Raw genomic sequence first — 26,276 nt, forward strand, 5'->3', positions numbered from 1 at the left:
GATGAACTACGGGGATGATCGGACGGGCATGCGCATTCGGGGGAATCGCGCGCGCTCGTTCTGGACGGGGACGATGCTGATCCTGGGGCTCCTCGCAGCCCCCGATATCGTCAGCGCCGCAGATGCGCCGGTCGGCGACCAGGCGCCGATGCAGGCAGCGGATATCGATGTGTCGCCGGTCGGAACGATCGTGCCTGCGAAGACGCGCTTCCTGTCGCTCGGCGTCGGCAAGTCCGCCGTCATCGACCTGCCGCGCGACGTCAAGGACGTGCTGGTCGCCGATCCCAAGATCGCCAATGCCGTGATCCGCTCGGCCCAACGCGCCTATATCATCGGCGGACAGGTCGGCCAGACCAACGTCGTGTTCTTCGCCGCCGACGGCCAGCAGGTGGCTGCCTACGACATCGCGGTGAAGCGCGATCTCAACGGCATGCGCACGGCGCTGCGTCAGTCGCTGCCGGGCGTGCAGATCGAAGGCGTGGGCGACAGCGTGATGCTGACCGGCTCGGTGTCGAGCCCGGTCGAGGCGCAGCAGGCCGGCGACGTCGCCGCCAAACTGGTCGGCGGCTCCGAGAAGGTGGTCAACAACATCGTCGTGCGCGGCCGCGACCAGGTGATGCTCAAGGTCGTCGTCGGCGAAGTGCGCCGCGATATCGTCAAGCAGTTGGGCGTCGATCTCAGCGCCAGCCTGAACGCCGGCACCGCAGTGGTGAACTTCAACAATTCCAACCCGTTCTCGGTCAGCGGTGGACCGATCGTCAGCAACAACGGATTAGGTGTCGCCGGCCTCACCAAGGGCTTCGCGACCGTCAGCGCCACGATGCGCGCGATGGAAAGTGCCGGTGTCATGCGCACGCTCGCCGAGCCGAGCCTGACCGCGATCTCCGGCGAATCCGCCACCTTCATCGCCGGCGGCGAATTCCCGATTCCGTCGGGCTATGCCTGCGATCCTGTCACCCACGTTTGTACCACCCAGATCACCTACAAGAAGTTCGGCATCTCCCTGAACTTCACCCCGGTCGTACTGAGCGAGGGCCGGATCAGCCTGCGGGTGATGACCGAGGTGTCCGAGTTGTCGAACCAGAGCGCCATCACGGTGACCCAGGCGCTGTCGTCGAGCTCGACCAACTCGATCACGATTCCCTCGATCCAGACCCGTCGCGCCGAAACGACACTGGAAATTCCCTCGGGCGGTTCGATGGCGATGGCCGGCCTGATCCAGCAGCAGACCAAACAGGCGATCAACGGCCTGCCCGGCGTCGACCAGGTGCCGATCATCGGCGCGCTGTTCCGCAGCCAGGACTTCGTCAACAACGAAACCGAGCTGATGGTGATCGTGACCCCCTATGTGGTGCGCGCGGTGGCTCAGAAGGAACTGTCCCGGCCCGACGACGGCTTTGCGCCGGCCTCTGACGCCCAGACGGCGCTGCTCGGCCGCATGAACCGCCTCTACGGCATCGCGCGCCGCGTCGATCCGATCGCGGGCACGCCCGGCGATTTCGGCTTCATCATCGACTGATGGCGAACGGACGGCTTGGGGAACGGGACAAGAGACGGGCGAGAGATGGGGCACGAGGGGACGAAGCGATGACGAAGACCATGGCCGATCGACGTCGCAAGTTGAGCGTCGCGCTGGCGCTGACGGGGCTCTCCTTCATGCTGGGCGCCTGCAACACCACCGGCGAGATCGTCACCCAGACGGTGCCGACCGACTATCGCCAGCGTCACCCGATCGCGGTCGAGGAAGCCAAGAAGTCGATCGTGATCTTCGTCGGCAAGGCTCGCGGCGGCCTCTCGGCCGCGCAGCACGCGGACGTCGCCGGCATTGCCCGGGACTGGGTGCGCGAAGGCACCGGCTCGGTCGTGGTCGACGTCCCCGCCAACGCCGCGAATTCGCGCGCGGCCGCAGCGACCTATCACGAGATCCGTTCCGTGCTCGCATCCGTCGGCGTGCCCTCGCGTGCCATCGTCCAGCACCCCTATCGGCCCGAGGATCCCGGACTGCTGCCCACCATCCGCCTGAGCTATTCCCGGATCGCCGCGGTCGCCGGCCCCTGCGGGCTGTGGCCGGAAGATATCGGCCCCTCCATCCTCGACCCCGGCTACAACGAGAACCAGCCCTATTTCAATCTGGGCTGCGCCAGCCAGCGCAACCTCGCGGCCATGATCGACAATCCGGCCGACCTCGAGCAGCCGCGGTCCGAGACGCCGGCCTATAACGCACGGCGCGACATGGCCTTCGAGCGCTATCGCAAGGGCACGCCGATCGGGACCACCAATCCAGACGCCGACAAGGCCAAACTCAGCGACACAGGCAGATGACACGCGTCCACGACGAAGAAGCGGACGATCCGCAGCACCCCGAGGAACACATTGCGCCGGTTCCTCGCATCTCCGTGCAGGCCTTTTGCGAGACCGAGCAGACGCTCGCCGCGGTGACCGCGGCCGGGCAGGATCGCCGTCTCGCCAAGGCGCATCTCACCGCCAAGGACGGCGGCCTCGCTGCGGCCATCGAAGTCTATGAAACGATGCCGACGCCGAACGTCATCGTGATCGAATCCGACGGCACGCGCGACATCCTCGAGGGCCTCGACGACCTCGCCGGCGTCTGCGATCCCGGCACCCGTGTGGTCGTGATCGGCAATCCCAACGACACCGCGCCCTATCGCGAGCTGGTCCGCCGCGGCGTCAACGACTATGTGGTGGGACCGGTCGAAACGCTCGACGTCGTCCGCTCGATCTGCAGCCTGTTCTCGGCGTCCGAAACCATCATCACCGGCCGCGTCATCGCGGTGGTCGGCGCCAAGGGCGGTGTCGGTGCCTCCACCGTCGCGCACAACGTGGCCTGGACCATCGCCCGCGACCTCGCGCTCGATTCCGTCGTGATCGATCTCGACCTCGCCTTCGGTACCGCGGGTCTCGACTACAACCAGGACCCGGTGCAGGGCATCGCCAATGCGGTGCTGTCACAGGATCGGCCGGACACGGCTCTGATGGAGCGTCTGCTCTCCAAATGCACCGAGCGTCTCAGCCTGCTTGCTGCGCCTGCCACGCTTGACCGCGTCTACGATTTCGGCGCGGAGGCCTTCGACGCGGTATTCGACACGCTGCGCATGACGACGCCCTGCATCGTGCTCGACGTTCCCCATCAATGGTCGGGTTGGACGCGACGCGCGCTGGTCAACGCGGACGACATCGTGATCGTGGCGGAGCCCGATCTTGCCAACCTGCGCAACACCAAGAACATGCTGAACGTGTTGAAGGCGGCGCGGCCGAACGACCGGCCACCGCTCTACTGCATCAACCAGGTCGGCATGCCCAAGCGTGCGGAGATCGAGGTCAAGGCCTTCGCCAAGACCATGGAGAGCCAGCCGATCGCGGTGATCCCGTTCGATTCGAAGCTGTTCTCGACCGCGGCCAACAACGGCCAGATGATCGCGGAGGTCTCCAAGAGCCACCGCACCACCGAGCTGTTCCAGAACATGGCGAACCGCCTTGCCGGGCGCGGCGAGGTGAAGAAGCCGAAGCGCTCGCTGCTCGGCCCGCTGCTGAAGAAGCTGAAGGGCAGGTCGGGGCGCGGATCAGCCCCGCATCGCAAGGCGTCGTAGGGACGAGAGCTGAACTCTCTCCGTTCCCTCCCCCCTTGTGGGGGAGGGAACGCACCTCCCTCGGTGCGCTCGGCGAGGCTCAATCTGTCGAGCTCAGGAACGAGCCGGTTACTTCTCCGCCCGCTGCTGCTTCTTCACCAGCAATTGCCGCAGCGCCGTGACCTTTGCCGCCGCTTGATCCGGCGGCAGGTCGGCCTTCACGATGGTCTCGGCCTCCGCCTGCTTTCCTTCCAGTCCCAGCACGAGCGCGAGATTGGCGCGCACGCGCGAATCGGCGGGATTGCGCGCGTGCGCACGGCGCATCGTTTCCTCCGCCCGCGGCAGATTGTTCTGCAGCATGTAGGACAGTCCGAGATTGGACAGCACCGACGGCTCGTCCGGCACGATCTTCAGCGCGGCGGCGTAGTATTGCTGCGCTTCCTCGTTGCGGCCGAGCTGATCGAGCGCGGCGCCCTGCGCCGACAGAATATGCCAGTCGGGATCCTCGGGCGAATGCGCGCGACCGAGGACGTCGAACGCCTGCTGGAAACTGCCGCTGTCGGCGAGCGCGCGGCCATAGCCGGCGAGCAGCGCCTTGTTGTTGGAATGGGTGAGCACGGCCTGCTCCAGCACCGCGAGCGCCTGCGCGCGCTGGCCGGTCTGACGCAACGCCTTGCCGTATTCGAGCGCGATGTTGGGATCGCCAGGTTTGGCACGATAGCGCTCGCGCAGCGCGTCCATGTCCGGCCTCACGTCGGGCTTGGTGTCGGCCCTGCCAGCCGTGTCCGACTTTCCGCCGAGCGCGCCGGTGATGTCTTCGATGCCGGTGGTCTGACAGCCGCCGAGGGCCAGGATCAGAAGCGCGGAAAACAGATATCTCGCCGGAGGAGAGGCGACGGACGAACGCTTGGACATACTCTGATCACTCGGCGACTGATCAGAGATGCTTACCGATTAACGCTAAAGTCCCGTTAAGGCGGGGCGCTTCCGATGGCTCAGTCGGTGAATTCAGCGCCGAACTCGCAGCCGATGCGCCAGCGCAGGCGGCACTGGCGGGAATAGTCGGGTGCGAAGATGATGGTGAATTGCGGCGGCACTTCCAGAAATTCCGCCACTACTTTCACGCCGCCATCCGAAATATCGGTGATCGTGCAGTCCCGCGGCAGCGAACCCGCGCCAAAATGAATCTTGGCAAGCCGCGTGCACATCCGTCGTTCGCTTCTCCGGCGATTTGCAAGCATTTGAATTGTTCACCCGTTAGACCACGGCCCATCCCGCACCCCTAGGAGTAGCGGACATTCGTTGGAATGTGCTGAGCAGAGCAGCTTGCATTCGAGGCGTAGTGTCTTCGTCGTGTTTACGATCGGTTAGGGCCTTCCAGGCCCCCCTCAACACGTTCCCGTATTGTTCTTGCAAGGACTGGCCCGCTCTGCTACCCCTAATTGTGCAAAAGGGCAGGCTGGTTCGGGCATGGTTCAGCGGGTTTCTACCGTCGCCTTTGAGGGGATCGAGGCCCGCGCGGTCGACGTGCAGGTGCAGGTCGCGCCGGGTCTGCCGGCCTTCGCGATCGTAGGTCTCCCGGACAAGGCGGTGTCGGAGGCGCGCGAGCGGGTCCGCTCGGCACTTATCGCCTCGGGGCTGGCGCTGCCGGCGCGGCGGATCACCGTCAATCTCGCGCCCGCCGATCTGCCCAAGGAAGGCAGCCATTATGACCTGCCGATCGCGCTCGGGCTGATGGGGGCGATCGGCGCGATTCCACCGGATGCACTGACCGGCTTCACCGTTCTGGGTGAGCTTGGCCTCGACGGATCGATCGCGCCGGTGGCCGGTGTCCTTCCTGCCGCAATCGGCGCCAATGTGCGCGAGGAGGGGCTGATCTGTCCGGCGGCTTGCGGCTCGGAAGCGGCATGGGCGAGCCCGGACATCCAGATCATCGCCGCAAGTTCACTGATCCAGATCGCCAACCATTTCAAGGGAACGCAGGTGCTGTCGCGGCCGGTGCCGAAGGTGCATGAAGCAGCAAGCTCGCCCCTCGACCTGCGCGACATCAAGGGCCAGGAGAGCGCCAAGCGGGCGCTGGAGATCGCGGCCGCCGGCGGTCATCACCTGCTCATGATCGGCGCGCCCGGCGCCGGCAAATCGATGCTGGCGGCACGCCTGCCCTCGATCCTGCCACCGTTGTCACCGGGCGAGTTGCTCGAGGTTTCGATGATCGCCTCTGTTGCCGGCGAGATCGAGGGCGGCGCGCTGACGGCGCGGCGGCCGTTTCGCTCGCCGCATCATTCCGCCAGCATCGCCGCGCTTACCGGCGGCGGCATGCGCGCACGGCCCGGCGAGATCTCGCTCGCGCATCAAGGCGTGCTGTTCCTCGACGAGCTCCCCGAATTCGATCCGCGCGTGCTGGATTCGCTGCGCCAACCGCTGGAGAACGGCGAGGTCTCGGTGTCGCGCGCCAATCACCGCGTCACCTATCCCGCACGCTTCATGCTGGTCGCGGCGATGAATCCCTGTCGCTGCGGCAATGCGTTCGAGCCCGGCTATGCCTGCAAGCGCGGCCGCATCGATCGCTGCACGGGCGACTACCAGGCCCGCATCTCGGGGCCGCTGATGGACCGCATCGATTTGCGCATCGAGGTTCCCGCGGTGACCGCGGCCGATTTGATCCTGCCGCCGCCGGCGGAGGGCTCGGCCGAAGTCGCCGCGCGCGTGGCCGCCGCGCGCGACATCCAGCTCGCGCGCTACGCGGACGCCGGCCTGCCGAAGGTTCGCACCAACGCCGAAGCCCCGGCCTCGGTGCTGGAGGAGATCGCCAAGCCGGATGCGCAAGGCCAGAAGCTGCTGCGCGACGCCGCCGAGACCATGCGGCTGTCGGCGCGTGGCTATCACCGCGTGCTGCGGGTGGCGCGCACGCTGGCCGATCTCGACGGCGCCGACAAGATCGGCCGGCTGCATCTGGCCGAAGCACTGTCCTATCGCGCACTCGCGGAGGATGTGCGGCAGCTGGCGTGATCATTCCGCGCATCAACCCGGCGGTAACGAGTTTCCTTTACGCTCTGCAAACCATAAGGCCCATCAGTTCCCGTACAGGGCCCGGCGAGTAGCGTGTCATGTTGCGTTTCAAGATCCTGGCCTCGGTTATTCCCGTTTTGGCGGCCGCGGTGTTTGCCCGCAGCGAGATCGGATCGGTCTCGCATCCCTGCATCGCCCTCGGCGACACCTCGGTCGAGCTGACGTCGCTGTTCTGGACCGCCGGCGTGCATGTCGCCTTCACGGACGATCCCGCGCGCGCCACGGTGCGGGTTCAGATCACCGAGGATGCGGACGCTGCCGACTTCGCGGTCGTCGACGACGGCCTCGGGTCGGAATCGGAGTCCTGCCAGGCCAACCCCTCGACGCGCCTGATCTCGATTGCCGCGCAGCCCGTCGACGGCGGCCAGGTGGTCTATCTCTCCACCGAAGGGCCGGCGGATTACCGCGTCTATGTGCGCTCGAAAACCTTCTCGCAGCGCGAGGCCGCGGCGCTAATCGTCGGCGCCCGCGGCGGCCACCGTCATCTCCAGGCCGCCTCGCTTTGAGCCGCCTCGCTTTGCGCCGTTAACGCCTCGTGAACCCTGTTTGGAGGCGATCGCAGGGCCTCAAACTGTTCGCAAGGTCGGCGGCACATCGTCGTTTACAGCGAGCGCAGGTTTTTACGAAAAGAGTCGGGTCGGTGGCGATGGATCGGACGTTCCGGATCAAGGTGCGCATGCGCCGCTTCAGGCGACAGTACCCCAGAATCGCCTTCGCGATCCGCTCCATCATGATCTTCTCGGCGACCTTCGGCGGCGCCTATGGGTTTGTCTCCGGCAGCCGGTCCGAGACGTCCGGCTACGATCCCAATGCGTTTGCGATCGGCGTCAGCTTCCTGTTCGCGCTCGCCTGCCTCGGCCTCGCCACGCTCAGCATGCGCCTGCGCTTCGTCAACAAGCGGATGCGTGCGCTGGCTGCCCACAACGAAACGCTGATCGACCGCAATTGGGAGCTGAAGGAAGCCGAAGAACGCGCTCGCAGCCTGTTCGAACAGCAGGGCGATCTGATCGTGCTGCGTGACACGAGCGGCCGCATCACGTTCGCCAACGACGCCTATTGCGCGCTTGCCGGACAGGCGCGCCGCGCGCTGGTCGGCACGTGCTTTGATTTCGACGTGCTGGAGCAGGGCGACAGCGCCGGCGAGAGCAACGGAACGCGGATTCACGACCAGAAGATCGCAACCCCGCTCGGCGGGCGCTGGATCGCCTGGCGCGAAGGCTATGTCCGGCTCGACGCCGGCCAGCCCGCCGAATTGCAGAGCGTCGGACGCGACGTCACCGACCGCACCGAGACGGAACGTGCGCTGTCCGACGCCCGCGATCAGGCCGACGCCGCCAACCGGGCCAAATCGCGCTTCCTGGCCATGGCCTCACACGAGATCCGCACGCCGCTCAACGGCATCATCGGCATGGGCGGGCTGCTGCTCGACACCTCCCTGACGCCGGAGCAGTCGACCTACGCCAGGGCCGTGAAGACCTCGGGCGAAGCGCTGATGGCGCTGATCGAGGAGTTGCTCGACTATTCCAAGATCGAAGCCGGCAAGCTCGATCTCGAGCAGCGTCCCTTCGCGCTCTCAGGCCTAATCGAGGACATCACCGAGCTACTCGCGCCCCGCGCGCAGGCGAAGCAGCTCGAGATCGCCGCCTATGTCGACGAACGGCTGCCGCTCGAAGTGGTCGGCGATGCCGCGCGGCTGCGCCAGGTGCTGCTCAACCTCGCCGGCAACGCCATCAAGTTCACCGCGAGCGGCGGCGTCGCGCTGATCGTCGAGCCCGGCATCTGGCCGAACGAGATCAGCTTTCTGGTGCGCGACACCGGCATCGGCATCGCGCCGGAAGCGCAACAGCGCATTTTCCGCGAATTCGAGCAGGCCGACGAACGCGTCGCCCGCACCTATGGCGGCACCGGCCTCGGTCTCGCCATCAGCGAGCGCATCGTCAAGCGCATGGGCGGCCGCATCACGCTCACGAGCGAGCCGGACAAGGGTTCGACCTTCGAAGTCGCGATTCCGCTCGCGTCAAAGCACGTCGATCCGGAACAGACGGCATTCCCCAGTCCCGATCTCGCGGGCAAGTCGATCCTGCTGATTGCCGACGGCATCGAGGCGTCACTGATCGCGCGGCGACTCGAGCGCTGGGGCGGCCAGACCTGCATGGTGACGGACGCCGCGGTGGCGGAAGCGCTGCTGCCGGAACGCTCATGGCATTCGGTGCTGATCGATCGCGCGCTCGGCACCGCCATCGCCGACCGCCTCGGCGAAGCCGCACGCAGCCATGCGACGCAACGCCTCGTGCTGCTGACGTCCGGCTCGCGCCACGAGAAACTCTCGCCGGCCTTCACCGGCTTCCTGGTGAAGCCGCTGCGCGCGGCCTCGCTCGCCGCACGCCTCGCGCTGCCCCCGGAGGTCGCCTCGCCCGATCTCGCGCCGGAGCCATCAGCCCCATCCACCGGCCCGGTACCGGCGAAAGGCCTGTCGGTTCTCGTCGCCGAGGACAACGAGATCAATGCGCTATTGATGCGCTCGCTGCTGACGAAACTCGGCCACCGCGTCGTCATCGCGATCAATGGCGAGGCCGCGTTGGAATCCTGGCTCGGCGCGGCATCGGCCAGCACGCCCTATGATCTCGTGCTGATGGACATCCAGATGCCGCAGCTCGATGGCATCGAAACGACGAAACGAATCCGAGCGCATGAGGCCACCAAAGGTGGCCACCACACGCCGATCCTGGCGCTCACCGCCAATACGCTGGTGGAGGATCGCTATGCCTGCTTTGAAGCGGGCATGAACGGGTTTCTGATCAAGCCGCTCGATCGCGAGAAGCTGGAAGAGGCGCTGGCCGGACTGGCGGCGGCGCGGCAGCTGGCGGTTTGATCCAAGACCGCTCGACGTTTCCGCGCATGGGAACTTCATATCCATCGGCATTCGAGAATTGAAATCGACCCCGCTGCACGTCACCATCCTCCAAGGGGCGTTTTCAAGAAGAGGATGTCGGGCATGAAACTGCTTTGCTGCCTCGCCTTTGTCCTACTCTCTGGATCCACCCCCGCCGCGGCCGATAGCTCGGAACTGATCGCCTCGCTCAAGCAAGGCGGCTACGTGCTGGTGTTTCGGCACACCGCCACCGACGACAGCCAAAAGGATGTCTACCCTTTCAAGTTCGACGACATGAGCGCCCAGCGGCAGCTCAGCGAAAAGGGCCGCGACATGGCGCGCCAGATCGGGACGGCCATCAAGGAACTCGCAATTCCGATCGGCGACGTCTACACCAGCAAGCTGAACCGCGCGATCGAGGCGGGCAGGCTGATCTCCGGCCGCGAGGTCAAGCCGGTCGATGCGTTGACGGACAGCAGCAACGCGAGTGCGTCGGGCATGGCAAATCCGACCGGTGCAAACGCAAAGGCGGGCCAGGCCGTGCGGCAGCTCGTCGACGCGCCGCCCAAAGCCGGCACCAACACCTTCCTGGTCACCCACAAGACCAACATCGCCGATGCCTTCGGCAAGGAAGCCGGGGACGTGCAGGAAGGCGAAGCTTTCGTCTACAAGGCCGGCGGCTCGGGTCCCGCAACCTTTGCAGGACGCATCAAGTTCGCCGACTGGACCGCGAAAGCAGACAAGTGACGGCCCGGACTTCAAGTCCGGATCATACTTCTTGCAACAAAAGGGCTGGCGAACACGTGAGAACATCGGAAGACCGCTCATTCCTCATCTTGCTTGCCGCGATCTCCCTTGCGTTCGGGTGGGTGCTCTGGCCGTTCTCCGGCGCGTTGTTGTGGGCCACGCTTCTGGCGATCATCTTCGCACCGCTCTATCGACGCGCCCTGGAAACGCTTCCGGGAAGGCGCAACCTTGCTGCATCGTTCACTGTCGTCGTCGTGATCGTCATGGTCCTCATCCCCGTGGCGGTCGTCATCGCCTCGCTCATCGACCAGGGTGGGGAGCTCTATCAGCGCGCTCAGAGCGGGGAGATCAGTTTCGCTCATCCCCTGCAGCAGCTGAAATCCGCGCTGCCCGCCTGGGCTGCGTCCCTGTCGGATCGTTTGGCCGGCATCGATTTTTCGGCCCTGAAGGAACGTCTGTCGAGTCTGGTCGTTCCTGCCGGCCAACAGCTGGCGGGACACGCCATCAACATCGGTCAGTTGACGCTGGAATTCGTCGCAAGCTTGCTCGTGATGTTGTACCTGCTGTTCTTCCTGCTCCGCGACGGTGACGAGCTCAATGCACGGATCCGCGACGCGCTGCCGCTGCGGCCAAGCCACACCAGCGAGATTCTGAATGCGTTCACCCTCGCGGTTCGCGGGACGATCAAGGGGATCGTTCTCGTTGCGCTGATTCAGGGAGCGCTTGGCGGGCTGATTTTCTGGGTGCTCGGCTTGACTGCCCCACTGCTGGCGGGCGCCCTGATGGCGCTGCTCTCGCTGCTGCCCGTGCTCGGCTCCGCCCTGGTTTGGGTTCCGGTCGCACTGTACCTGCTGGTGGCAGGCTCAGTCACGAAAGGGATCATCCTGCTCGCTTTCGGGACCTTCGTGATCGGTCTTGCGGACAATTTTCTCCGCCCGATCCTGGTCGGCCAGTCGATCCAAATGCCGAGCTATGTCGTGCTGCTCGCCACCGTAGGCGGCCTTGCGGCGTTCGGAGCGAACGGGTTCGTCATCGGCCCACTCGTCGCCGCGATGTTTCTCACGGCGTGGCACATCTTCATCGGCTCGAAAGCGCGACAGGAGGTCCGGAAATGATCGTCATGTCGAGTTACTATCCGGCGGTCAGCCGAGCGCTGAATCCGGTCACCCCCGAATGCTATGCGGCGTGAGCAGGAAACCGCGGCGCAGAGAGCTTATCCGGCCGCACCGGCGTGCCCTCGAATTTGGTGTCTGCCTGGGCCGCGCGCTTGCAATGCGGGCACACGAAAAGATGCGCGATGATCGGGGTCGGCTCGTCGGCCGGCAGCTCGGAACGGAACCACTTCATCTCGATATGGCAGTCCGGGCATATCGGTGCTTCGAGATGCTCGGCAGCGCTTCTGAGACGATCAACCATGGGGTCCGTGTGCGTTTCCGAAAGCCATAACCAAATACCCCTCGCCGGTCTGCAACAAAAGATACTCAGCCCGAAATTTAACAAGGGCTGCGTTCGTCAAGGCTGTTATAGCCGCCTGAGCGCCACGCTCGCCACCGTGTGATCGGCGCCCTTCTTCAGGATCAGGGTCGCGCGGGGGCGGGTCGGCAGGATGTTGTCCTCGAGATTGGCGAGGTTGGTGCGTTCCCAGATCGCGATCGCGGTGGCGGTGGCTTCCTCGTCCGACAACAGCGCATAGCGGTTGAAGTAGGATTTTGGATTGGTGAACGCAGTGTCGCGCAGCGACAGGAAGCGCCGGATATACCACTGCCGCAGCGCGGCCTCGTCGGCGTCGATATAGACCGAGAAATCGAAGAAGTCGGAGACCACGGGCACCGCCTTGCCGTCACGCGGCAGCTTGCCTGTCTGCAGCACGTTGACGCCCTCGACAATCAGGATGTCGGGCTGGTCGATCTCGGCCCATTGGTTCGGCACGATGTCGTAGGTCAAATGCGAATAGACCGGCGCGCGCACATGGCGGCGGCCGGCCTTGATGTCGGAGAGGAAGCTGAGCAGCAGCGGCAGGTCGTAGCTCTCCGGAAAACCCTTCTTCTGCATGATGCCCTGCCGCTCCAGCACGGCGTTGGGATACAGAAATCCGTCGGTGGTGATCAGCTCGACCTTGGGACGCGGCGACCAGCGCGCCAGCAGCGCCTGAAGCACGCGGGCCGTGGTGGATTTTCCAACCGCGACCGAACCGGCGACGCCGATGATGTAGGGCATCTTGCGGTCGCGGATGTTCAGGAACTGGCGCTCCGCGTAATACAGCCGCTGCATCGCATCGACATAGATCGACAGCAGGCGCGACAGCGGCAGGTAGATGTCCTCGACTTCCTGCAAGTCGAGGCGATCATGCAGCGAGCGCAGCCGGTCGAACTCGCCCGGCTCAAGCGTCATCGGCGTGTCGTCGCGGAGTCGCGACCACTCCTCGCGCGTATAGACGCGGTACGGATTATACTGCTGCTCGGGTGCGCGGATATCCATGACGCGATTCTCCACCTCGGCTAGCTGCCGCCCTTGCGCGACGCCTTTTCTTCCAACCCTGACATATTGGTCCGCTTGTCCAATGCGGCCTCGACCTCTTCCAGCTTTACGCCGCGGGCCTTGAGCAGCACAAGGAAATGATAGAGCAGGTCGGCGCCTTCTGCGATCAGATGCGCGCGATCGTTTTCGACTGCTGCGATTACGGTTTCGACTGCCTCCTCACCGAACTTCTTGGCGCAATGTTCGGCGCCCTTGTCGAGGAGCTTGCGGGTATAGGACGCCTCGCCACCCGCTGCCGCGCGGGCGTCGATGGTCTCGGCCAGATCGTGGATCGTGAAACGCGGCATACAAAGCACTCGGATTGGCCGGTAATCTGGCGGGATAAGCCGGTCCCCGCCGATCATGTAGCATTTTTATGGACGGGAGTCGTCAGGCATCGAGGCGCATGGGCAGCCCGCGCCGGGACATGTGCTCCTTGGCTTCGCGGACGGTGAATTCCCCGAAGTGAAAGATCGAGGCAGCCAGCACGGCAGTGGCGTGGCCGTCGCGAATACCGTCGACGAGGTGGTCGAGATTACCGACGCCGCCCGAGGCGATCACGGGAACGGGAATGCTGTCGGCGATGGCCCGGGTCAGCGGGATGTCAAAACCCTGTCGTGTGCCGTCGCGGTCCATCGAGGTGAGCAGGATTTCACCGGCGCCGAGCGAGACCACCTCCTGGGCATATTCGATGGCGTCGATGCCGGTCGAGTTGCGACCGCCATGGGTGAAGATCTCCCAGCGCTCCCCGCCACCGGCGCGCTTGACCCGCTTGGCGTCGATCGCGACCACCACGCACTGCCCGCCAAATTTCTCGGCGGCTTCCTTGACGAACTCACGCCGTGACACCGCGGCGCTGTTGATCGAGACCTTGTCGGCACCGGCGCGCAGGAGGGTCTTGATATCGCTGACCTCACGCACACCGCCGCCGACGGTCACAGGCATGAAGCAGGCTTCCGCGGTACGCCGGACCACGTCCAGCATGATGCCACGGTTCTCATGGGTCGCGGTGATGTCGAGGAAAGTGAGCTCGTCGGCGCCGGCGGCGTCATAGGCGATCGCCGCTTCGACGGGATCGCCGGCATCGCGCAAGTCGACGAAGTTGACGCCTTTGACGACGCGGCCATCCTTGACGTCGAGGCAGGGGATCACGCGTACCTTGAACATCGGATGTCTCCTAGGCCGCGGCGCGGATCAGGGTGAGGGCGGCTGCGGGATCGAGCCGGCCATCGTAAAGCGCGCGACCGGCGATCGCGCCGGCGAGCTTTTTCGCGCGCGGCGCCAGCATCGCCTTGACGTCTTCGATCGAGGCGAGGCCGCCGGAGGCGATCACGGGAATCGAGATCGCATCCGCCAGCGCGATGGTCGCATCGAGATTCAGGCCCTTGAGCAGGCCGTCGCGCGCGATGTCGGTGAAGATGATGGCGGCGACGCCGGCATCCTCGAAACGCCGTGCGATCTCCAGCACCGTCACCTGCGAGGTCTCGGCCCAACCTTCGACCGCGACCTTGCCGTCACGCGCGTCGAGCCCGACCGCGACGCGGCCGGGGAATTTTTTTGCAGCAGCCTTCACCAGTTCAGGATCGCGCACCGCGGCGGTGCCGATGATGACACGGGTGATGCCTTTGTCGAGCCAGGCTTCGACAGTCGCGAGATCGCGAATGCCGCCACCGAGCTGCACCGGAATCGTGATCGTCTTCAGCATCGCCTCGACGGCCTGCGCGTTCACCGGCTTGCCGGCAAACGCGCCATCGAGATCGACGACGTGGAGATACTCGAAGCCCTGCGCGACGAAGCTCTCCGCCTGCGCGGCGGGATTGAGGTTGAACACGGTCGCGCGCGCCATGTCGCCCTGTTCGAGGCGCACGCATTGGCCGTTCTTGAGGTCGATCGCGGGAAAGAGGATCACGGTTTCCATCGCAAGAAGTTCGAGATCAGGGCCAAACCAAAGCGCTGGCTCTTCTCGGGGTGAAACTGCGTCCCGATGGCGGTGTCCTTGCCGACGATCGCGGTGATGGGCCCGCCGTAATCGGCGCGCGCGAGCACGTCCGCCTCGTCGGCGGCGTTGAGGTGGTAGGAGTGCACGAAATAGGCGTGCTGGCCCTTGGGGCCGAGCGGCAGCCTATCCAGCACCGGATGCTCGCGCAGCACATCGAGCGTATTCCAGCCCATGTGCGGGATCTTGAGGCTCTCGTCGCGCGGCGTGATCTTCTCGACGTCGCCGCCGATCCAGTTCAGGCCTTGCGTGATGACATGCTCCTTGCCGCGGGTGGCGAACAGCTGCATGCCGACGCAGATGCCGAACATCGGCCGCGCCTTGACGCGCACCGCTTCGGTGATCGCCTCGACCATGCCGTTGACCGCATCGAGCCCACGCCGGCAATCGGCGAAGGCGCCGACGCCCGGCAGCACCAGACGGTCGGCGCTGTAGGCCTGGTCCGGATCGCTGGTGACGAACACTTTTTGCGGGTTATCCATGCTGCGCGCGGCGCGCTCGAACGCCTTGGCGGCCGAATGCAGATTGCCGGAACCGTAATCGATGATGGCGACGCTCATCTTGACCCTCCCGGTTCTGGAAACAAACCAATGATGCCGCCCGCCGGCATCGGCGGCGGGTTGGAGAATTGCTGACCCGGCACGTTGCGGGTCGGCGGCGGGCCGCCGCGATCGACGGCCCATTGATCGTTGACGATGCCGCGCTGCTTCTGGCTCCAGCGCTCGAAGAAGCGGCGCTCGGCGGTGTCCTCATCGTCGGAAATGACCACGTCGAGCTGGCGCCATTTACCGCGCGACAGCGTCCAGCGGCGCAGGCTGGAGGCTTCGAATCCCATCAGCAGCGCGACGATGACGTCGGCGAAAAAGATCGACGAACGGCCGACGCCGAGGCTGGACAGCCCGACGTTGAACGCGGCAACGAAGATCACCCAGCCGATCAGCGCCAGCCATAGCCGATTCCACAGCAGCCAGAGCGGGCCGAAGATCATCGCCCAGAAATGGAAGCCGTCGCGCACGAAGACGAATCTGTCGGTCGCGCGCAGATCGGCTCCGACAGGGGAGGGAGCATGAACTGTGTAGACGGACATGGCGATGCCCCGTTCCCAAGAATTCAGTGATACCGCAAGCGGCGCGGGCCGCGGGCCGAAGATGTCAGCCGCCGAGCGAGCCCTTGGTGGACGGGATTTCGCCCACCGCCTTCGGGTCGATCGCGACCGCCGTCCGCAGCGCCCGCGCCAGACCCTTGAAGCAGGACTCGGCGATATGGTGACTGTTATCGCCATATAGGGTCTCGACGTGAAGAGTCACGCCGGCGTTCATGGCGAAGGCCTGGAACCATTCGCGCACCAGCTCGGTGTCGAACTCGCCGATCTTGTCGCGGGGGAAGTCGACCTTGAACACCAGGACGGGGCGGCCCGAGATGTCGATGACCACGCGCGACAGCGTCTCGTCCATGGGCATGTGCACGCCGGCATAGCGGGTGATGCCCGCCATGTTGCCGAGCGCCTGCTTGACGGCCTGGCCGAGCGCGATGCCGGTGTCTTCGGTAGTATGGTGATGATCGATGTGCAGATCGCCGACCGCCTTGACCGTGAGGTCGATGCGGGAATGGCGGGCGAGGAGATCGAGCATATGGTCGAAAAAGCCGATACCGGTCGCGATATTGGACACACCGGTGCCATCGAGGTTCACGGTGACCTCGATGTCGGTTTCCTTGGTCTTGCGCTTGATCGTCGCGGTGCGCATCAAAACTGGCTTTCATCCTCGTTCGGGGCCGAAAACGCCGGTCTTTTAACAGCCAAATGACGCCTTCGCTACTGCGGGAACGGCTGGCCGGGCCTCTACTTCTGCCTATGGTGAGCGAAATTGGTCCCGGAGCGGCCCGTTGTGCCCCCGCTCCCGACCGCCTAAATCAGCCCGGACAACGAGGATCATTCATGCAGGCTTCCCAGAACAGCTCGCCGGTCTGGCACGGCACCACGATTTTGACGGTCCGAAAGGGCGGCACGGTGGTGGTCGGCGGCGACGGCCAAGTCTCGATCGGCCAGACCGTGATCAAGTCCAACGCCAGGAAGGTCCGGAAACTCGGCAAGGGCGACGTCATCGGCGGCTTTGCCGGCGCCACCGCCGATGCCTTCACGCTGTTCGAGCGTCTGGAAGCCAAGCTCGAGCAATATCCGGGGCAATTGACCCGGGCCGCGGTCGAGCTCGCCAAGGACTGGCGCACCGATCGTTATTTGCGACGGCTGGAGGCCATGATGATCGTGGCCGACAAGGACGTTTCCCTGGTGCTGACAGGCACCGGCGACGTGTTGGAGCCCGAAGCCGGCGTGATGGCGATCGGCTCCGGCGGGAATTACGCACTGGCGGCCGCCCGCGCCCTGCTCGACACCGACAAGGACGCCGAGACCATCGTCCGCCGCTCCCTCGACATCGCCGCCGACATCTGCGTCTACACCAACCGCAATGTGACCGTCGAAGCGCTGGCGGCCGGCTAGGGCTGTGGGGTTGGACTCGGGCCAACGTTCCGACAAGGTGCGTTCCCTCCCCCCTTGTGGGGGAGGGCTAGGGAGGGGGGTAGCCCAGGAAAAAGTGCCGGATGATACAACGAGCGCGGGCGCGCGACGGAAAGAGTCCCCGTGTGGCACCCCTCTCCCTGCCCCTCCCCCACAAGGGGGGAAGGAACGGAGAGAGCGTTACTATCGGCCGAACTCATGACGTCCGCCTACACCTTCCGCTCGATGACCGCGGCTGACCTGCCGCTGATCCGGCGATGGCTGGGCGAAGCACATGTGCGGGACTGGTGGGGCGATCCGGACGAGCAGTTCGCGCTCGTGAGCGGCGATCTCGACGAGCCCGCAATGGACCAGTTCATCGTGTTGGCCGGCGGCAAGCCGTTCGGCTATCTTCAATGCTACCGCCTGACCGCCTGGAATACGGGTCTTGGGCCGCAACCGGAGGGCACCCGTGGCATCGATCAATTCATCGGCGAAAGCGACATGATCGGGCGCGGGCACGGCTCGGCATTCATCCGCCAATTCGCCGACGCGCAGCTGCATCAGGGCCTGCCCCGCATCGTCACTGACCCCGATCCGCTCAATGCCCGTGCCGTGCGTGCCTATGAGAAAGCCGGCTTTGTCCGCGACCGCATGGTCGAGACGCCTGACGGGCCGGCACTCCTGATGGTGCGCGAACCATGACGCTGGCAACCACGCATGAGAGCAGGGCCGCGTTTCCACCGCTCGCCTGGGTCGGCATCGCGCTGCTGCTGCTGGCGATGCAGGCCTCGATCCTGCTTGCGATGGGCCGGGTGCCGATCTGCACTTGCGGCTATGTCAAGCTGTGGCATGGCGTGGTGAACAGCTCGGAAAATTCGCAGCACATCGCCGACTGGTACACCTTCTCGCACATCCTGCACGGCTTCCTGTTCTACGGACTGACCTGGCTGCTGTTCGCACGCCTGCCATTCGTGTCTCTGTCCTGGCCGGCGCGCCTGATCGTCGCGATGCTGATCGAAGGCGCCTGGGAGATCGTCGAGAACTCGCCGTTCATCATCGAACGCTACCGCGCCGGCACGATCTCGCTGGATTATTTCGGCGACAGCATCGTCAATTCGGTTTCTGACAATTTGTCCATGATGCTGGGCTTCCTCGCCGCGCGCCTGCTGCCTGTATCGGTGACCGTCCTGCTCGGGCTCGCCTTCGAAATCATGCTGGCGCTCCATATTCGCGACAATCTGACGCTCAATATCCTGATGCTGATCCATCCGATCGAGGCCGTGAAACAATGGCAATCGGGCCCGCCGATCATCTGACGGCAAAAAAAGCGGCTTGTCCCGCCCCGCATCTGATCCTAGCTAAGGTCCCATGACAGACTTTTCTCCCCGCGAAATCGTTTCCGAACTCGACCGTTTCATCGTCGGCCAGGCCGATGCCAAGCGCGCCGTCTCGATCGCGTTGCGCAACCGCTGGCGGCGGCAACAGCTCGAAGGTTCCTTGCGCGAAGAGGTGCTGCCGAAGAACATTTTGATGATCGGCCCCACCGGCGTCGGCAAGACCGAGATCGCGCGGCGGCTCGCCAAGCTCGCCAACGCGCCGTTCCTGAAGGTCGAGGCGACGAAATTCACCGAGGTCGGCTATGTCGGCCGCGACGTCGAGCAGATCGTGCGCGATCTCGTCGAGGTCGCGATTTCTCAGGTCCGCGAGCGCAAGCGGAAGGACGTGCAGGCACGCGCGCAGCTCGCCGCCGAGGAGCGCGTGCTCGACGCCCTGGTCGGTGCCAATTCCAGCGCCGCGACGCGGGACTCCTTCCGCAAGAAGCTGCGCGCGGGCGAGCTCAACGACAAGGAAATCGAGGTCGAGACGCAAGGCGGCGGCAGCGGCTTTCCGATGTTCGAGATCCCGGGCATGCCAGGCGCGCAGATGGGCGCGGTTTCGATCGGCGACATCTTCGGCAAGCTCGGTGGACGCAGCAAGACGCGGCGGCTGACGGTGGAGAGCTCGCACGAGATCCTCGTCAACGAGGAATCCGACAAGCTGCTCGACAGCGATCAGTTGACGATGGAGGCGATCAGTGCGGTCGAGAACAACGGCATCGTGTTCCTGGACGAGATCGACAAGATCTGCGCCCGCGAGGGCCGCGCCGGCGGCGACGTCTCGCGCGAGGGCGTGCAGCGCGACCTGCTTCCGCTGATCGAGGGCACCACCGTCTCGACCAAGCACGGCGCGGTGAAGACCGACCACATCCTGTTCATTGCCTCCGGCGCCTTCCACGTCGCCAAACCGTCCGATTTGTTGCCGGAACTGCAGGGCCGCCTGCCGATCCGCGTCGAGCTGCAGGCGCTGACCCGCGACGACATGCGCCGCATCCTGACCGAGCCGGAGGCTTCGCTGATCAAGCAATATGTCGCGTTGATGCAGACCGAGGGCGTCACGCTCGACATCACCGACAACGCCATCGACGCGCTTGCCGACGTTGCGGTGGCCGTGAATTCCACCGTCGAGAACATCGGCGCGCGGCGGCTGCAGACGGTGATGGAGCGGGTGCTCGACGAGATCTCCTTCACCGCCCCCGACCGCAGCGGCGAGACCGTCAGGGTCGACGCCGATTTCGTGCAGAAGCACGTCGGCGACCTCGCCAAGAACGCGGATCTGAGCCGGTTCATTTTGTAAATCCGGGCGGCCCGCGCTATGGATGCGGCGTGACCGCACGCATCCTGCAAAACCCCTGGCGTCTCCTGCTCGCGATCAACGCGGCAATCATGGTCGGCGTCTTCGTTCACAAGATCCAGCTGCCGCCTTACGTCCCCTACATCCACCTCCTCGTCGACTATCATTTCGGCTTCATCAAGCGCGCGTTGATCGGGGCGATCGTCGCGCTGTTCACCGACAAGGTGCCGCTATGGCTAGTGTTCGCGCTCGGCGGCGCGGCATGGCTGGTGACGCTCGGTCTTTATGTAAGACTATTCGAGAAGACGTTCGGCTTCACCGTGAAGACATTGCCGCTGTTCGTCTTCATCGCGGGCTCGCCGTTCTTCCTCAAGAACTTCATGCACACGCTCGGCCATTTCGACATCTATGGCTGCGCGCTGGCGATCGTCCTGCTGTTGGTGCCCGCCGGCTCGCTGCTGTTCGTGGCGCTGGCTGCGCTGTTCTCGATCGTTCTCGTCCTGATCCACCACATCCATCTCCTGATGTATGTGCCGACCATCATCACCATCGTCGTGATCAGGCATTATCTGACGCACGGCTGCGATCGCACCAATGTCGCGTTCGGCATCATCGCCCTGCTTGCCGTTTCCACGCTGTTCTTCACGGCGCAGTTTTTGGGAACGATGCCGATCCCGGAGGCGGATTTCGTCGCCTATCTGAAGAGCCGGATGGTCGATCCGTCGCGGACCGACCTGCTGCAGTTCGCCTACATCTGGTATCAGCCGCTGGCGCAGGAGATTTCCGACACCTGGGGCCGCCTGCCGCACAACATCCTGGGCGTCCCCGTGTTCGTGCTGTTGATCTGGCTGCACACTCCGCTGTGGCGCTATTTTGCGAATTTGATCGGCGCGCTCGCCAACGACACACATCGCCGTCTCGTGGTCGCGGCGCTCGCCGGCGTCAGCCTCGCCTGTCTCGTGATGTTCGCGATGATCTTCGACTATTCGCGCTGGATCTCGAACTGGGCGGTCTGCATGTTCCTGATCCTGCACGCGGTGAAGATGCTGCCCACCGCTCACGAGACGCCGTTGATTCCGGCGGAAGACCGCAGCGCGAATATTTTCGGTTTGGTCCTCACGCTGATCCCGCGCGTAGGGATCGTGCGACCGTTTTAGACGATGCGCTCCCTCTCCCGCTCGCGGGAGAGGTTGGAGCGAGCCCCGCGGCTAATATCTAGCCCGCCTGATCCGCACGTAAAGCGCGCCCTCGCCGCCATGGCCGATGCCGGCCTCTTCGAACCCCACGACGAAGGCGCGGAATTCCGGCAGGCTCAGCCATTCCGGCACCTGACGGCGCAGCACGCCGCTCTCGCCGCCGCTTCGGCCCTTGCCGGTGATCACGAGCACGAACGTCAGGCCGTCATGATGGGCGCGGTGCAGGAAGCCGGTCAGCGCGCGATGGGCACGCATCTGGGTCATGCCGTGCAGATCGAGCCGCGCCTCGATCTCGCTGCGCCCGCGCGACAGCTTTGTGCGCTCGCGTTTGCCGAGCGGCGCAAGCGGCGGCACGGCGGGTTTCGCTGCACGCGGTGCCGGGACGGCGGCAATCGGACGTGGCGATGACGCAGGCCGCGTGGCGGGCGCTGCGGGGGAAGGCTCGGCGCGCGGCGCAGCTTGCGCCTTCGCCGCACGAGGCTTCCTCAGCGGCTTGACCTGCTTTGCGACCGTATCCCACAGCGCGCGCTCTTCCTCGCTCAGCGCGCGACGGCGCGGCGAGGGACGAGGCTCCAGCACGGGCGGACGGGACGATCGCTTCATTGCTGGTGGGAACGACTCTTCGGGTGCCTGCGCGGTTCGCGGACAGGTTCTATCACGGGACGCGGCGCCGGCAGCGGCACCGGGCCGGCGATAGCGACCGTGTCAGTCTTGTTCGGCGCGACAGCTCCGGCAGGAGCAGCGGTCTTCGCAGGCTCGGTTTGCGGAAACAGCTTTGCAATTCTCTCCGACGGCCGCGGATCCGGCACAGGGAGCCGCGCGCCGCGCGTGGTGGGATCGAGGCCCTTCGGCACCAGCATCACGAAATGCATGGCATGGCGCAGCCGCCCGGAGACGCGGCCGGCCTCCTGACCCGCGCCGAAATAGAGATCGGCGCGCGCGGGCCCGATGATGGCCGAGCCGGTATCCTGCGCGATCATCAAGCGATGGAATGGCGTCTTCGACCGATCGGAATCGATCGGCAGCTCGCCTTCGATGAAAAACGGAGTGCCGTAGACGTGCAGCGATTTGTCCACCGCGATCGAGCGGCCGGCCGTCAGCGGAATGCCCTGCGCACCGACCGCCTCTTCCTTGTCGGACAGATTGACCTCGCGGAAGAAGATGTAGGAGCGGTTCTGGCGCCGCAGCTCCTTGGCGCCGTCAGGTGTCTGCGCCATCCACTCCCTGATCCTCTGCATCGACATCTCTTCCTTCGGAATGATGCCGCGCTCGATCAGGATGCGACCGACGGCGGTGTAGGGATAGCCGTTATAGGCGTCGTAGTTGAGCCGGACCGTGCCGCCGTCGTCGAACTTGATCCGCGCCGAGCCCTGGATCTGGGCGAACAGCAGATCGGTCGGGTCCTTCAGCCAGGCAATCTCGAGTCCGCGGCCGGCGATCTTGCCGTCCTCGATCTCGGCGCGGTCGTAATAGGGCACGAGCTTGCGGCGGCCGATCTTGCGATAGACCGGGCCCTTGTTGGGCAGGCTGACCGAATCCTGCTTGTAGCCGCGCACGAACAGGTTGGAGGGGCGGCGATAGACCGGGACGTTGTAGACCTCGGTCTGCGTGCGCGATCCCTCCAGCACCGGCTCGTAATAGCCGGTGACGAAACCGTCGGGCTCGCCGAGGCGCGAGATCCGCAGCGGCGCGAAATTCTCCTCGAAGAAGATCTTGGCCCTGGCATCGTCGGTAAGCTCGAGCGATTTGGCGACCCGGCAGGGTTCGCCCAGCGACGCGCCCAAAGCCTTCGGTTCGGGCGCGCCGGTCTGCGCGCTGATCGGCCGGCAGCTCGCGCGAAAGGTCTTGTAGGCGGCGAGATGATTGTCGTCGCCCCAGCCCTTCACATCGGCCCAGGCCAGCGGCAGATATTGCGCGCCGGGAATTTCGAGCGGCAGGGGGAGCTGCGGATACGGCAAGGCCCGCGGCGGCGCGGCGGGCAATTCCGGAAGATGATGGTGATGGCTGCGATAGTGGCGCCGCGCCGCCTCGGCACCGAGTGAAAACGACGACAGCGCGACGGCACCTGCGCAAAGCGCCGTCGCGCAGGTCTTCAGGAAAGCCTTAATTCGCGCTTCCGGTGCCAACCAGCTTCCAGTTCGGATCGCGAGAGGTGATGTCGCGGGCGAAAGTCCAGATGTCGGTGATGTCGGCGACCGTGTCGGCGCTGCCGTCGACGATGTTGCCGGCCTTGTCCCGCGTGGCTGAGATCATCTGCGAGACGAAGCGGATCGTGAGCTGGGCCGTGCGGTCGCGCAGCTCGGCGCCGACGAGCTCGGCCTTGTCGATCGAGACAAAGCGCGTCTCGGTCTTCTGCTCGTTCTTCTCGCGCTCCTTGATGGCGGCATCGAAGCTCTCATAGACCTCCGACGACAGCAGGTCGCGCAGCGCGCGGCGGTCGCCATTGGCAAAGGCCAGCACGATCATCTCATAGGCGCCGCGGGCGCCGGAGATGAAATGGCGCGGATCGAAGGTGGAATCCTTTTCGACAATGGAGTCGAGACCTTGGGCGAGCACGGTGCCCGGCTCGGTCAGGCCCTTCCAGCGGTCGGAGGGCGGGGTCGGCTCGGCCGTCGGCGCCAAGGGGGCCTGGTCGATGACCTTGCCCGGCATGGTGACGACGTTCTTGTCCTGGGCACCCTGGAGCGCGTTGCGGTCGAACGGCGGCCGCTCGTTACCGGTGCGCTGCCCCAGCACACTGCGCAGCCTCAGAAAGATGAAGACCGCAAGCGCCAGGAAGATGATGGTGTAGATGTCCACGTCGTATTCGCTTTCTGGTCGTCTGTAGAAGGGGCCGTCTCGAAGGATCGTGCCGGGAAAATCGATCCGGCCAGTAGACCGTTCCATACCGGAACGCCAAGTCTACATCACCATTTCGGGTCCGCGCGTCAGGTCCGTGGGATGTAGGCACGAAATCTTGCCCGGCCAATGGCGCCTTTTGGCACAGCACCGAGTGTAGCGCGTTTTATGCTTAAGGGGAAACCCGATCCTGACCGGAAATCGCGCATCTTCAATCGTTTAAGCCGCGGTTACGCGGGATCGACGGGGTGAACGCCATAGTTGTGGGCGTGGCCGGAATTCCCCATCCGGGACCGTTCGTCCTTGTGGAACGAGGTAGCCCTATGTTAGCCAACCGCCGCGAAATTCAGCCCCAATCGGGTAAGGAGACACTCTTATGACCAACGGTAACGGCACCCCTCCCGAGGCGGCCCAGGCTCCCCAGCTCAACGTCCTGGCGCAATATACCAAGGACCTCTCGTTCGAAAATCCGAATGCGCCCAGCTCGCTCCAGCAGCAGAGCCAACCGCCGCAGATCAACATCCAGATCAATGTCAGCGCCAACAACCTGAGCGAACAGGAGTTCGAGGTCACGCTGTCGGTCGAGGGCAAGGCCGAGACCGCCGGCAAGATCATGTTCTCGTTCGAGCTCGCTTATGCCGGCGTGTTCCGCATCGCCAACGTGCCGAAGGACAATTTGCATCCGCTGGTCATGATCGAATGCCCGCGCCTGCTGTTCCCGTTCGCCCGTGAGATCATCGCTACTGCCGTGCGCGACGGCGGGTTCCCGCCCTTGATGCTGGACCCGGTCGACTTCGTCGGCCTCTATCGGCAGAACATGGAGCGGCAAATGGCCGCTCAGCCGAGCGGCCAGGCCTAACCAGCCGAAGCGACAGCTGGAGCGGGCAAGAACTCGTTCCAGATCGCCTTGTCGCCGAGCGTCGCGATGAAGGCCCGGTGGGCCTCGCGCTCGGCGTCTGAGATTCGCGGCGCGAGCGGCGCTGGCCGCTGCCGCCGTGGCGCATCGGCAGCCCCATTGGCGCGAGTCTCTTCGGATTCCGAAGCGAGCAGCAGCTGCGATTGCCGCGCGCCGACGAGATCCACATAGACTTCCGCAAGCAACTCAGCGTCGAGCAATGCGCCGTGCTTGGTGCGGCGTGAATTGTCGATCGCATAGCGCGAGCAGAGATCGTCGAGCCGGTTAGATACGCCGGGATGCTTGCGCCGTGCCAGCAGCAGCGTATCGACCAGCCGCTCACGCGGGATCCCCGGGCGCTTGATCCGGTCGAGCTCGGCATTGATGAAGCTGATGTCGAACGAGGCATTGTGGATCACCAGCGGCGCGTCGCCGATGAACTCCAGAAAATCGTCGACGACCTCGCGGAACAGCTGCTTCGTCGCCAGGAACTCGGCCGACAGCCCGTGCACCGCAAAGGCTTCTGCCGGCATGTCCCTTTCCGGATTGATGTAGACGTGGAAACTCTGCCCCGTCGGCATGCGATTGAGCATCTCGACGCAGCCGATTTCGACCAGGCGGTCTCCCCGCAGCGGATCGAGGCCGGTGGTTTCGGTGTCGAGAACGATTTCGCGCATGATCCAAGAAGCCGTGTCAGGCGGCGAATCAGGCGCGCCGCTGCGGCATCTTAACGACCTCGGCCAGGATGTGCGCGATTTGGGCGCGCACCGGCTCGAGTCCATGCGACGTATCCACCACAAAATCAGCACGCTTGCGCTTGTCCGCGTCGGGTGTCTGCTTGGCGATGATGGCGTCGAGCTTGGCCTCGTCCATCGTGCCGCGCGCCAGCACCCGCTCGCGCTGCAGTTCCGGAGACGTGGTGACGACGACCACGGCGTCGACCCGCGTCTCGCCGCCCGTCTCGAACAGCAGTGGAATGTCCAGCACCACGACCGGCGCGTTGGTGGCTTCTGCGTCGGCGAAGAATTTTCTCCGGGAAGCGCCGAGCATCGGATGGACGATCTGCTCGAGCTGCTTGATGGCGGCGGCATCGTGCACCACACGCGCCGACAGTTTTGGCCGATCGACCTTGCCGTTCGCGGTGGTGCCGGGGAACGCGGCCTCGATCGCGGGCGCAGCCTCGCCCTCATAGAGCTGATGGACGGCCGCATCGGCATCGTAGACGGGGACGCCGGCCTCCGCGAATAATTTCGCGGTGGTGGATTTGCCCATCCCGATCGAGCCGGTCAGTCCCAGGATCCGCATCAGCGCCCAGCCATCTCTGCCAATTACACTGCAACTAGCCGCTCGCGCCGCAGGAACGCAAGCAGCGGCAGCAACGGCAAGCCGAGA

At 64.9% G+C, this 26,276-nt stretch carries 29 protein-coding genes; 14 read left to right on the forward strand and 15 right to left on the reverse strand.

What is annotated here, in order from left to right:
- Position 1: 1 nt before the first annotated feature.
- The 3 genes from AC0L3S_RS32130 (at position 2) to AC0L3S_RS32140 (ending at position 3,608) form a co-directional block, all read left to right on the forward strand.
- Entirely contained in the window at positions 2 to 1,519 is a 1,518-nt protein-coding gene (locus AC0L3S_RS32130; protein ID WP_473283704.1) for a type II and III secretion system protein family protein, read from the forward strand.
- A gap of 68 nt (positions 1,520 to 1,587) precedes the next feature.
- Complete coding sequence (locus tag AC0L3S_RS32135; RefSeq protein ID WP_473283662.1) at positions 1,588 to 2,322, forward strand: CpaD family pilus assembly protein; 735 nt, start codon at positions 1,588 to 1,590, stop codon at positions 2,320 to 2,322.
- Complete coding sequence (locus tag AC0L3S_RS32140) at positions 2,319 to 3,608, forward strand: CpaE/TadZ family protein (RefSeq protein WP_106943964.1); 1,290 nt, start codon at positions 2,319 to 2,321, stop codon at positions 3,606 to 3,608. Before AC0L3S_RS32135 ends, AC0L3S_RS32140 begins: the two co-directional genes overlap by 4 nt.
- 108 nt (positions 3,609 to 3,716) lie before the next feature.
- Here the strand turns inward: AC0L3S_RS32140 and AC0L3S_RS32145 are convergent, their stop codons facing one another.
- Together AC0L3S_RS32145 and AC0L3S_RS32150 are read right to left on the reverse strand one after the other, a co-directional pair.
- The gene (locus AC0L3S_RS32145) at positions 3,717 to 4,502 is read right to left on the reverse strand and encodes a tetratricopeptide repeat protein (protein ID WP_473264305.1); all 786 of its coding nucleotides are present in this window, start codon (positions 4,500 to 4,502) and stop codon (positions 3,717 to 3,719) included.
- A gap of 80 nt (positions 4,503 to 4,582) precedes the next feature.
- Complete coding sequence (locus AC0L3S_RS32150; protein ID WP_007598461.1) at positions 4,583 to 4,828, reverse strand: PilZ domain-containing protein; 246 nt, start codon at positions 4,826 to 4,828, stop codon at positions 4,583 to 4,585.
- A 229-nt stretch (positions 4,829 to 5,057) separates the two neighbouring features.
- Here AC0L3S_RS32150 and AC0L3S_RS32155 point away from each other — a divergent pair, with 229 nt between their 5' ends.
- The 5 genes from AC0L3S_RS32155 to AC0L3S_RS32175 all read left to right on the forward strand — a co-directional run bounded on the left by AC0L3S_RS32155 (position 5,058) and on the right by AC0L3S_RS32175 (position 11,390).
- Entirely contained in the window at positions 5,058 to 6,596 is a 1,539-nt protein-coding gene (locus tag AC0L3S_RS32155) for a YifB family Mg chelatase-like AAA ATPase (RefSeq protein ID WP_473283665.1), read from the forward strand.
- A gap of 98 nt (positions 6,597 to 6,694) precedes the next feature.
- Entirely contained in the window at positions 6,695 to 7,162 is a 468-nt protein-coding gene (locus tag AC0L3S_RS32160) for a hypothetical protein (RefSeq protein WP_473283667.1), read from the forward strand.
- A gap of 140 nt (positions 7,163 to 7,302) precedes the next feature.
- Positions 7,303 to 9,528: an ATP-binding protein gene (locus tag AC0L3S_RS32165; RefSeq protein ID WP_473283706.1), complete on the forward strand. Its 2,226-nt coding sequence runs from the start codon at positions 7,303 to 7,305 to the stop codon at positions 9,526 to 9,528.
- A 123-nt stretch (positions 9,529 to 9,651) separates the two neighbouring features.
- On the forward strand, positions 9,652 to 10,275 hold the full coding sequence (locus AC0L3S_RS32170) for a histidine phosphatase family protein (RefSeq protein WP_473283669.1): 624 nt from the start codon (positions 9,652 to 9,654) through the stop codon (positions 10,273 to 10,275).
- Between the two features lie 56 nt (positions 10,276 to 10,331).
- A complete protein-coding gene (locus AC0L3S_RS32175) occupies positions 10,332 to 11,390 on the forward strand; it encodes an AI-2E family transporter (RefSeq protein ID WP_473283672.1) in 1,059 nt (352 codons plus the stop codon).
- A 61-nt stretch (positions 11,391 to 11,451) separates the two neighbouring features.
- Here the strand turns inward: AC0L3S_RS32175 and AC0L3S_RS32180 are convergent, their stop codons facing one another.
- The 8 genes from AC0L3S_RS32180 to hisB all read right to left on the reverse strand — a co-directional run bounded on the left by AC0L3S_RS32180 (position 11,452) and on the right by hisB (position 16,533).
- Positions 11,452 to 11,691 carry a hypothetical protein gene (locus AC0L3S_RS32180; protein WP_473283675.1) on the reverse strand — a complete coding sequence of 80 codons (240 nt, stop codon included), beginning with the start codon at positions 11,689 to 11,691 and terminating at the stop codon, positions 11,452 to 11,454.
- 105 nt (positions 11,692 to 11,796) lie between these two features.
- Complete coding sequence (gene coaA, locus AC0L3S_RS32185; RefSeq protein ID WP_007598451.1) at positions 11,797 to 12,753, reverse strand: type I pantothenate kinase; 957 nt, start codon at positions 12,751 to 12,753, stop codon at positions 11,797 to 11,799.
- Positions 12,754 to 12,773: 20 nt separating this feature from the next.
- On the reverse strand, positions 12,774 to 13,100 hold the full coding sequence (locus AC0L3S_RS32190) for a phosphoribosyl-ATP diphosphatase (protein ID WP_007598445.1): 327 nt from the start codon (positions 13,098 to 13,100) through the stop codon (positions 12,774 to 12,776).
- Positions 13,101 to 13,182: 82 nt separating this feature from the next.
- Entirely contained in the window at positions 13,183 to 13,959 is a 777-nt protein-coding gene (gene hisF, locus AC0L3S_RS32195) for an imidazole glycerol phosphate synthase subunit HisF (protein WP_473283678.1), read from the reverse strand.
- A 10-nt stretch (positions 13,960 to 13,969) separates the two neighbouring features.
- Positions 13,970 to 14,710: a 1-(5-phosphoribosyl)-5-[(5-phosphoribosylamino)methylideneamino]imidazole-4-carboxamide isomerase gene (gene hisA / locus AC0L3S_RS32200; RefSeq protein ID WP_473283681.1), complete on the reverse strand. Its 741-nt coding sequence runs from the start codon at positions 14,708 to 14,710 to the stop codon at positions 13,970 to 13,972.
- Positions 14,698 to 15,348: an imidazole glycerol phosphate synthase subunit HisH gene (gene hisH, locus AC0L3S_RS32205; protein WP_473283683.1), complete on the reverse strand. Its 651-nt coding sequence runs from the start codon at positions 15,346 to 15,348 to the stop codon at positions 14,698 to 14,700. The genes hisA and hisH overlap by 13 nt, the downstream gene beginning before the upstream one ends.
- Complete coding sequence (locus AC0L3S_RS32210; RefSeq protein WP_473283686.1) at positions 15,345 to 15,875, reverse strand: DUF2628 domain-containing protein; 531 nt, start codon at positions 15,873 to 15,875, stop codon at positions 15,345 to 15,347. The genes hisH and AC0L3S_RS32210 overlap by 4 nt, the downstream gene beginning before the upstream one ends.
- Positions 15,876 to 15,939: 64 nt before the next feature.
- Entirely contained in the window at positions 15,940 to 16,533 is a 594-nt protein-coding gene (hisB, locus tag AC0L3S_RS32215; RefSeq protein ID WP_456766931.1) for an imidazoleglycerol-phosphate dehydratase HisB, read from the reverse strand.
- A 191-nt stretch (positions 16,534 to 16,724) separates the two neighbouring features.
- Here hisB and hslV point away from each other — a divergent pair, with 191 nt between their 5' ends.
- The 5 genes from hslV to AC0L3S_RS32240 all read left to right on the forward strand — a co-directional run bounded on the left by hslV (position 16,725) and on the right by AC0L3S_RS32240 (position 21,112).
- Positions 16,725 to 17,285, forward strand: a complete 561-nt coding sequence (gene hslV / locus AC0L3S_RS32220; RefSeq protein ID WP_473264296.1) for an ATP-dependent protease subunit HslV — start codon at positions 16,725 to 16,727, stop codon at positions 17,283 to 17,285.
- 216 nt (positions 17,286 to 17,501) lie between these two features.
- Positions 17,502 to 17,987, forward strand: coding sequence for a GNAT family N-acetyltransferase (locus AC0L3S_RS32225; RefSeq protein ID WP_473283689.1), 486 nt, complete (start codon positions 17,502 to 17,504; stop codon positions 17,985 to 17,987).
- Positions 17,984 to 18,601 carry a DUF2585 domain-containing protein gene (locus tag AC0L3S_RS32230; protein WP_275168973.1) on the forward strand — a complete coding sequence of 206 codons (618 nt, stop codon included), beginning with the start codon at positions 17,984 to 17,986 and terminating at the stop codon, positions 18,599 to 18,601. Before AC0L3S_RS32225 ends, AC0L3S_RS32230 begins: the two co-directional genes overlap by 4 nt.
- 52 nt (positions 18,602 to 18,653) lie before the next feature.
- A complete protein-coding gene (gene hslU, locus AC0L3S_RS32235) occupies positions 18,654 to 19,958 on the forward strand; it encodes an ATP-dependent protease ATPase subunit HslU (protein WP_473283691.1) in 1,305 nt (434 codons plus the stop codon).
- 29 nt (positions 19,959 to 19,987) lie between these two features.
- Positions 19,988 to 21,112 carry a hypothetical protein gene (locus tag AC0L3S_RS32240; RefSeq protein WP_473283693.1) on the forward strand — a complete coding sequence of 375 codons (1,125 nt, stop codon included), beginning with the start codon at positions 19,988 to 19,990 and terminating at the stop codon, positions 21,110 to 21,112.
- Positions 21,113 to 21,163: 51 nt separating this feature from the next.
- Here AC0L3S_RS32240 and AC0L3S_RS32245 read toward each other — a convergent pair whose 3' ends face one another.
- Genes AC0L3S_RS32245 through AC0L3S_RS32255 form a run of 3 tightly spaced genes read right to left on the reverse strand, consistent with a single transcriptional unit; the run spans position 21,164 to position 23,950 of the window.
- Positions 21,164 to 21,754 carry a Smr/MutS family protein gene (locus AC0L3S_RS32245; protein ID WP_473264291.1) on the reverse strand — a complete coding sequence of 197 codons (591 nt, stop codon included), beginning with the start codon at positions 21,752 to 21,754 and terminating at the stop codon, positions 21,164 to 21,166.
- Positions 21,751 to 23,277: a murein transglycosylase A gene (gene mltA / locus AC0L3S_RS32250; RefSeq protein ID WP_473264290.1), complete on the reverse strand. Its 1,527-nt coding sequence runs from the start codon at positions 23,275 to 23,277 to the stop codon at positions 21,751 to 21,753. Before mltA ends, AC0L3S_RS32245 begins: the two co-directional genes overlap by 4 nt.
- A complete protein-coding gene (locus tag AC0L3S_RS32255; protein ID WP_027566245.1) occupies positions 23,255 to 23,950 on the reverse strand; it encodes a Tim44/TimA family putative adaptor protein in 696 nt (231 codons plus the stop codon). Before AC0L3S_RS32255 ends, mltA begins: the two co-directional genes overlap by 23 nt.
- Before the next feature lie 415 nt (positions 23,951 to 24,365).
- On the opposite strand from AC0L3S_RS32255, the gene secB reads away from it, so the two are divergent.
- The gene (gene secB, locus AC0L3S_RS32260; RefSeq protein WP_473283696.1) at positions 24,366 to 24,848 is read left to right on the forward strand and encodes a protein-export chaperone SecB; all 483 of its coding nucleotides are present in this window, start codon (positions 24,366 to 24,368) and stop codon (positions 24,846 to 24,848) included.
- Here secB and dnaQ read toward each other — a convergent pair.
- Complete coding sequence (gene dnaQ / locus AC0L3S_RS32265) at positions 24,845 to 25,561, reverse strand: DNA polymerase III subunit epsilon (protein WP_473283699.1); 717 nt, start codon at positions 25,559 to 25,561, stop codon at positions 24,845 to 24,847. The two genes, secB and dnaQ, sit on opposite strands and share 4 nt — an antisense overlap.
- 28 nt (positions 25,562 to 25,589) lie before the next feature.
- Positions 25,590 to 26,189 carry a dephospho-CoA kinase gene (gene coaE, locus AC0L3S_RS32270; protein ID WP_473283701.1) on the reverse strand — a complete coding sequence of 200 codons (600 nt, stop codon included), beginning with the start codon at positions 26,187 to 26,189 and terminating at the stop codon, positions 25,590 to 25,592.
- Positions 26,190 to 26,276 lie beyond the last annotated feature (87 nt).

This window comes from Bradyrhizobium sp. Ken01, from assembly GCF_055807355.1.

What these genes read in the sequence shown, in the direction of transcription:
- secB (WP_473283696.1), top strand. Translation starts at nt 24,366, where the DNA reads ATGACCAACGGTAACGGCACCCCTCCCGAGGCGGCCCAGGCTCCCCAG.
- AC0L3S_RS32210 (WP_473283686.1), bottom strand. Translation starts at nt 15,875, where the DNA reads ATGTCCGTCTACACAGTTCATGCTCCCTCCCCTGTCGGAGCCGATCTG.
- AC0L3S_RS32140 (WP_106943964.1), top strand. Translation starts at nt 2,319, where the DNA reads ATGACACGCGTCCACGACGAAGAAGCGGACGATCCGCAGCACCCCGAG.
- AC0L3S_RS32225 (WP_473283689.1), top strand. Translation starts at nt 17,502, where the DNA reads ATGACGTCCGCCTACACCTTCCGCTCGATGACCGCGGCTGACCTGCCG.
- AC0L3S_RS32135 (WP_473283662.1), top strand. Translation starts at nt 1,588, where the DNA reads ATGACGAAGACCATGGCCGATCGACGTCGCAAGTTGAGCGTCGCGCTG.
- AC0L3S_RS32230 (WP_275168973.1), top strand. Translation starts at nt 17,984, where the DNA reads ATGACGCTGGCAACCACGCATGAGAGCAGGGCCGCGTTTCCACCGCTC.
- AC0L3S_RS32155 (WP_473283665.1), top strand. Translation starts at nt 5,058, where the DNA reads ATGGTTCAGCGGGTTTCTACCGTCGCCTTTGAGGGGATCGAGGCCCGC.
- AC0L3S_RS32145 (WP_473264305.1), bottom strand. Translation starts at nt 4,502, where the DNA reads ATGTCCAAGCGTTCGTCCGTCGCCTCTCCTCCGGCGAGATATCTGTTT.
- hslV (WP_473264296.1), top strand. Translation starts at nt 16,725, where the DNA reads ATGCAGGCTTCCCAGAACAGCTCGCCGGTCTGGCACGGCACCACGATT.
- AC0L3S_RS32180 (WP_473283675.1), bottom strand. Translation starts at nt 11,691, where the DNA reads ATGGTTGATCGTCTCAGAAGCGCTGCCGAGCATCTCGAAGCACCGATA.
- hslU (WP_473283691.1), top strand. Translation starts at nt 18,654, where the DNA reads ATGACAGACTTTTCTCCCCGCGAAATCGTTTCCGAACTCGACCGTTTC.
- AC0L3S_RS32130 (WP_473283704.1), top strand. Translation starts at nt 2, where the DNA reads ATGAACTACGGGGATGATCGGACGGGCATGCGCATTCGGGGGAATCGC.
- AC0L3S_RS32190 (WP_007598445.1), bottom strand. Translation starts at nt 13,100, where the DNA reads ATGCCGCGTTTCACGATCCACGATCTGGCCGAGACCATCGACGCCCGC.
- hisA (WP_473283681.1), bottom strand. Translation starts at nt 14,710, where the DNA reads ATGGAAACCGTGATCCTCTTTCCCGCGATCGACCTCAAGAACGGCCAA.
- coaA (WP_007598451.1), bottom strand. Translation starts at nt 12,753, where the DNA reads ATGGATATCCGCGCACCCGAGCAGCAGTATAATCCGTACCGCGTCTAT.
- AC0L3S_RS32160 (WP_473283667.1), top strand. Translation starts at nt 6,695, where the DNA reads ATGTTGCGTTTCAAGATCCTGGCCTCGGTTATTCCCGTTTTGGCGGCC.
- hisB (WP_456766931.1), bottom strand. Translation starts at nt 16,533, where the DNA reads ATGCGCACCGCGACGATCAAGCGCAAGACCAAGGAAACCGACATCGAG.
- coaE (WP_473283701.1), bottom strand. Translation starts at nt 26,189, where the DNA reads ATGCGGATCCTGGGACTGACCGGCTCGATCGGGATGGGCAAATCCACC.
- AC0L3S_RS32165 (WP_473283706.1), top strand. Translation starts at nt 7,303, where the DNA reads ATGGATCGGACGTTCCGGATCAAGGTGCGCATGCGCCGCTTCAGGCGA.
- AC0L3S_RS32170 (WP_473283669.1), top strand. Translation starts at nt 9,652, where the DNA reads ATGAAACTGCTTTGCTGCCTCGCCTTTGTCCTACTCTCTGGATCCACC.
- hisH (WP_473283683.1), bottom strand. Translation starts at nt 15,348, where the DNA reads ATGAGCGTCGCCATCATCGATTACGGTTCCGGCAATCTGCATTCGGCC.
- AC0L3S_RS32150 (WP_007598461.1), bottom strand. Translation starts at nt 4,828, where the DNA reads ATGCTTGCAAATCGCCGGAGAAGCGAACGACGGATGTGCACGCGGCTT.
- dnaQ (WP_473283699.1), bottom strand. Translation starts at nt 25,561, where the DNA reads ATGCGCGAAATCGTTCTCGACACCGAAACCACCGGCCTCGATCCGCTG.
- AC0L3S_RS32245 (WP_473264291.1), bottom strand. Translation starts at nt 21,754, where the DNA reads ATGAAGCGATCGTCCCGTCCGCCCGTGCTGGAGCCTCGTCCCTCGCCG.
- hisF (WP_473283678.1), bottom strand. Translation starts at nt 13,959, where the DNA reads ATGTTCAAGGTACGCGTGATCCCCTGCCTCGACGTCAAGGATGGCCGC.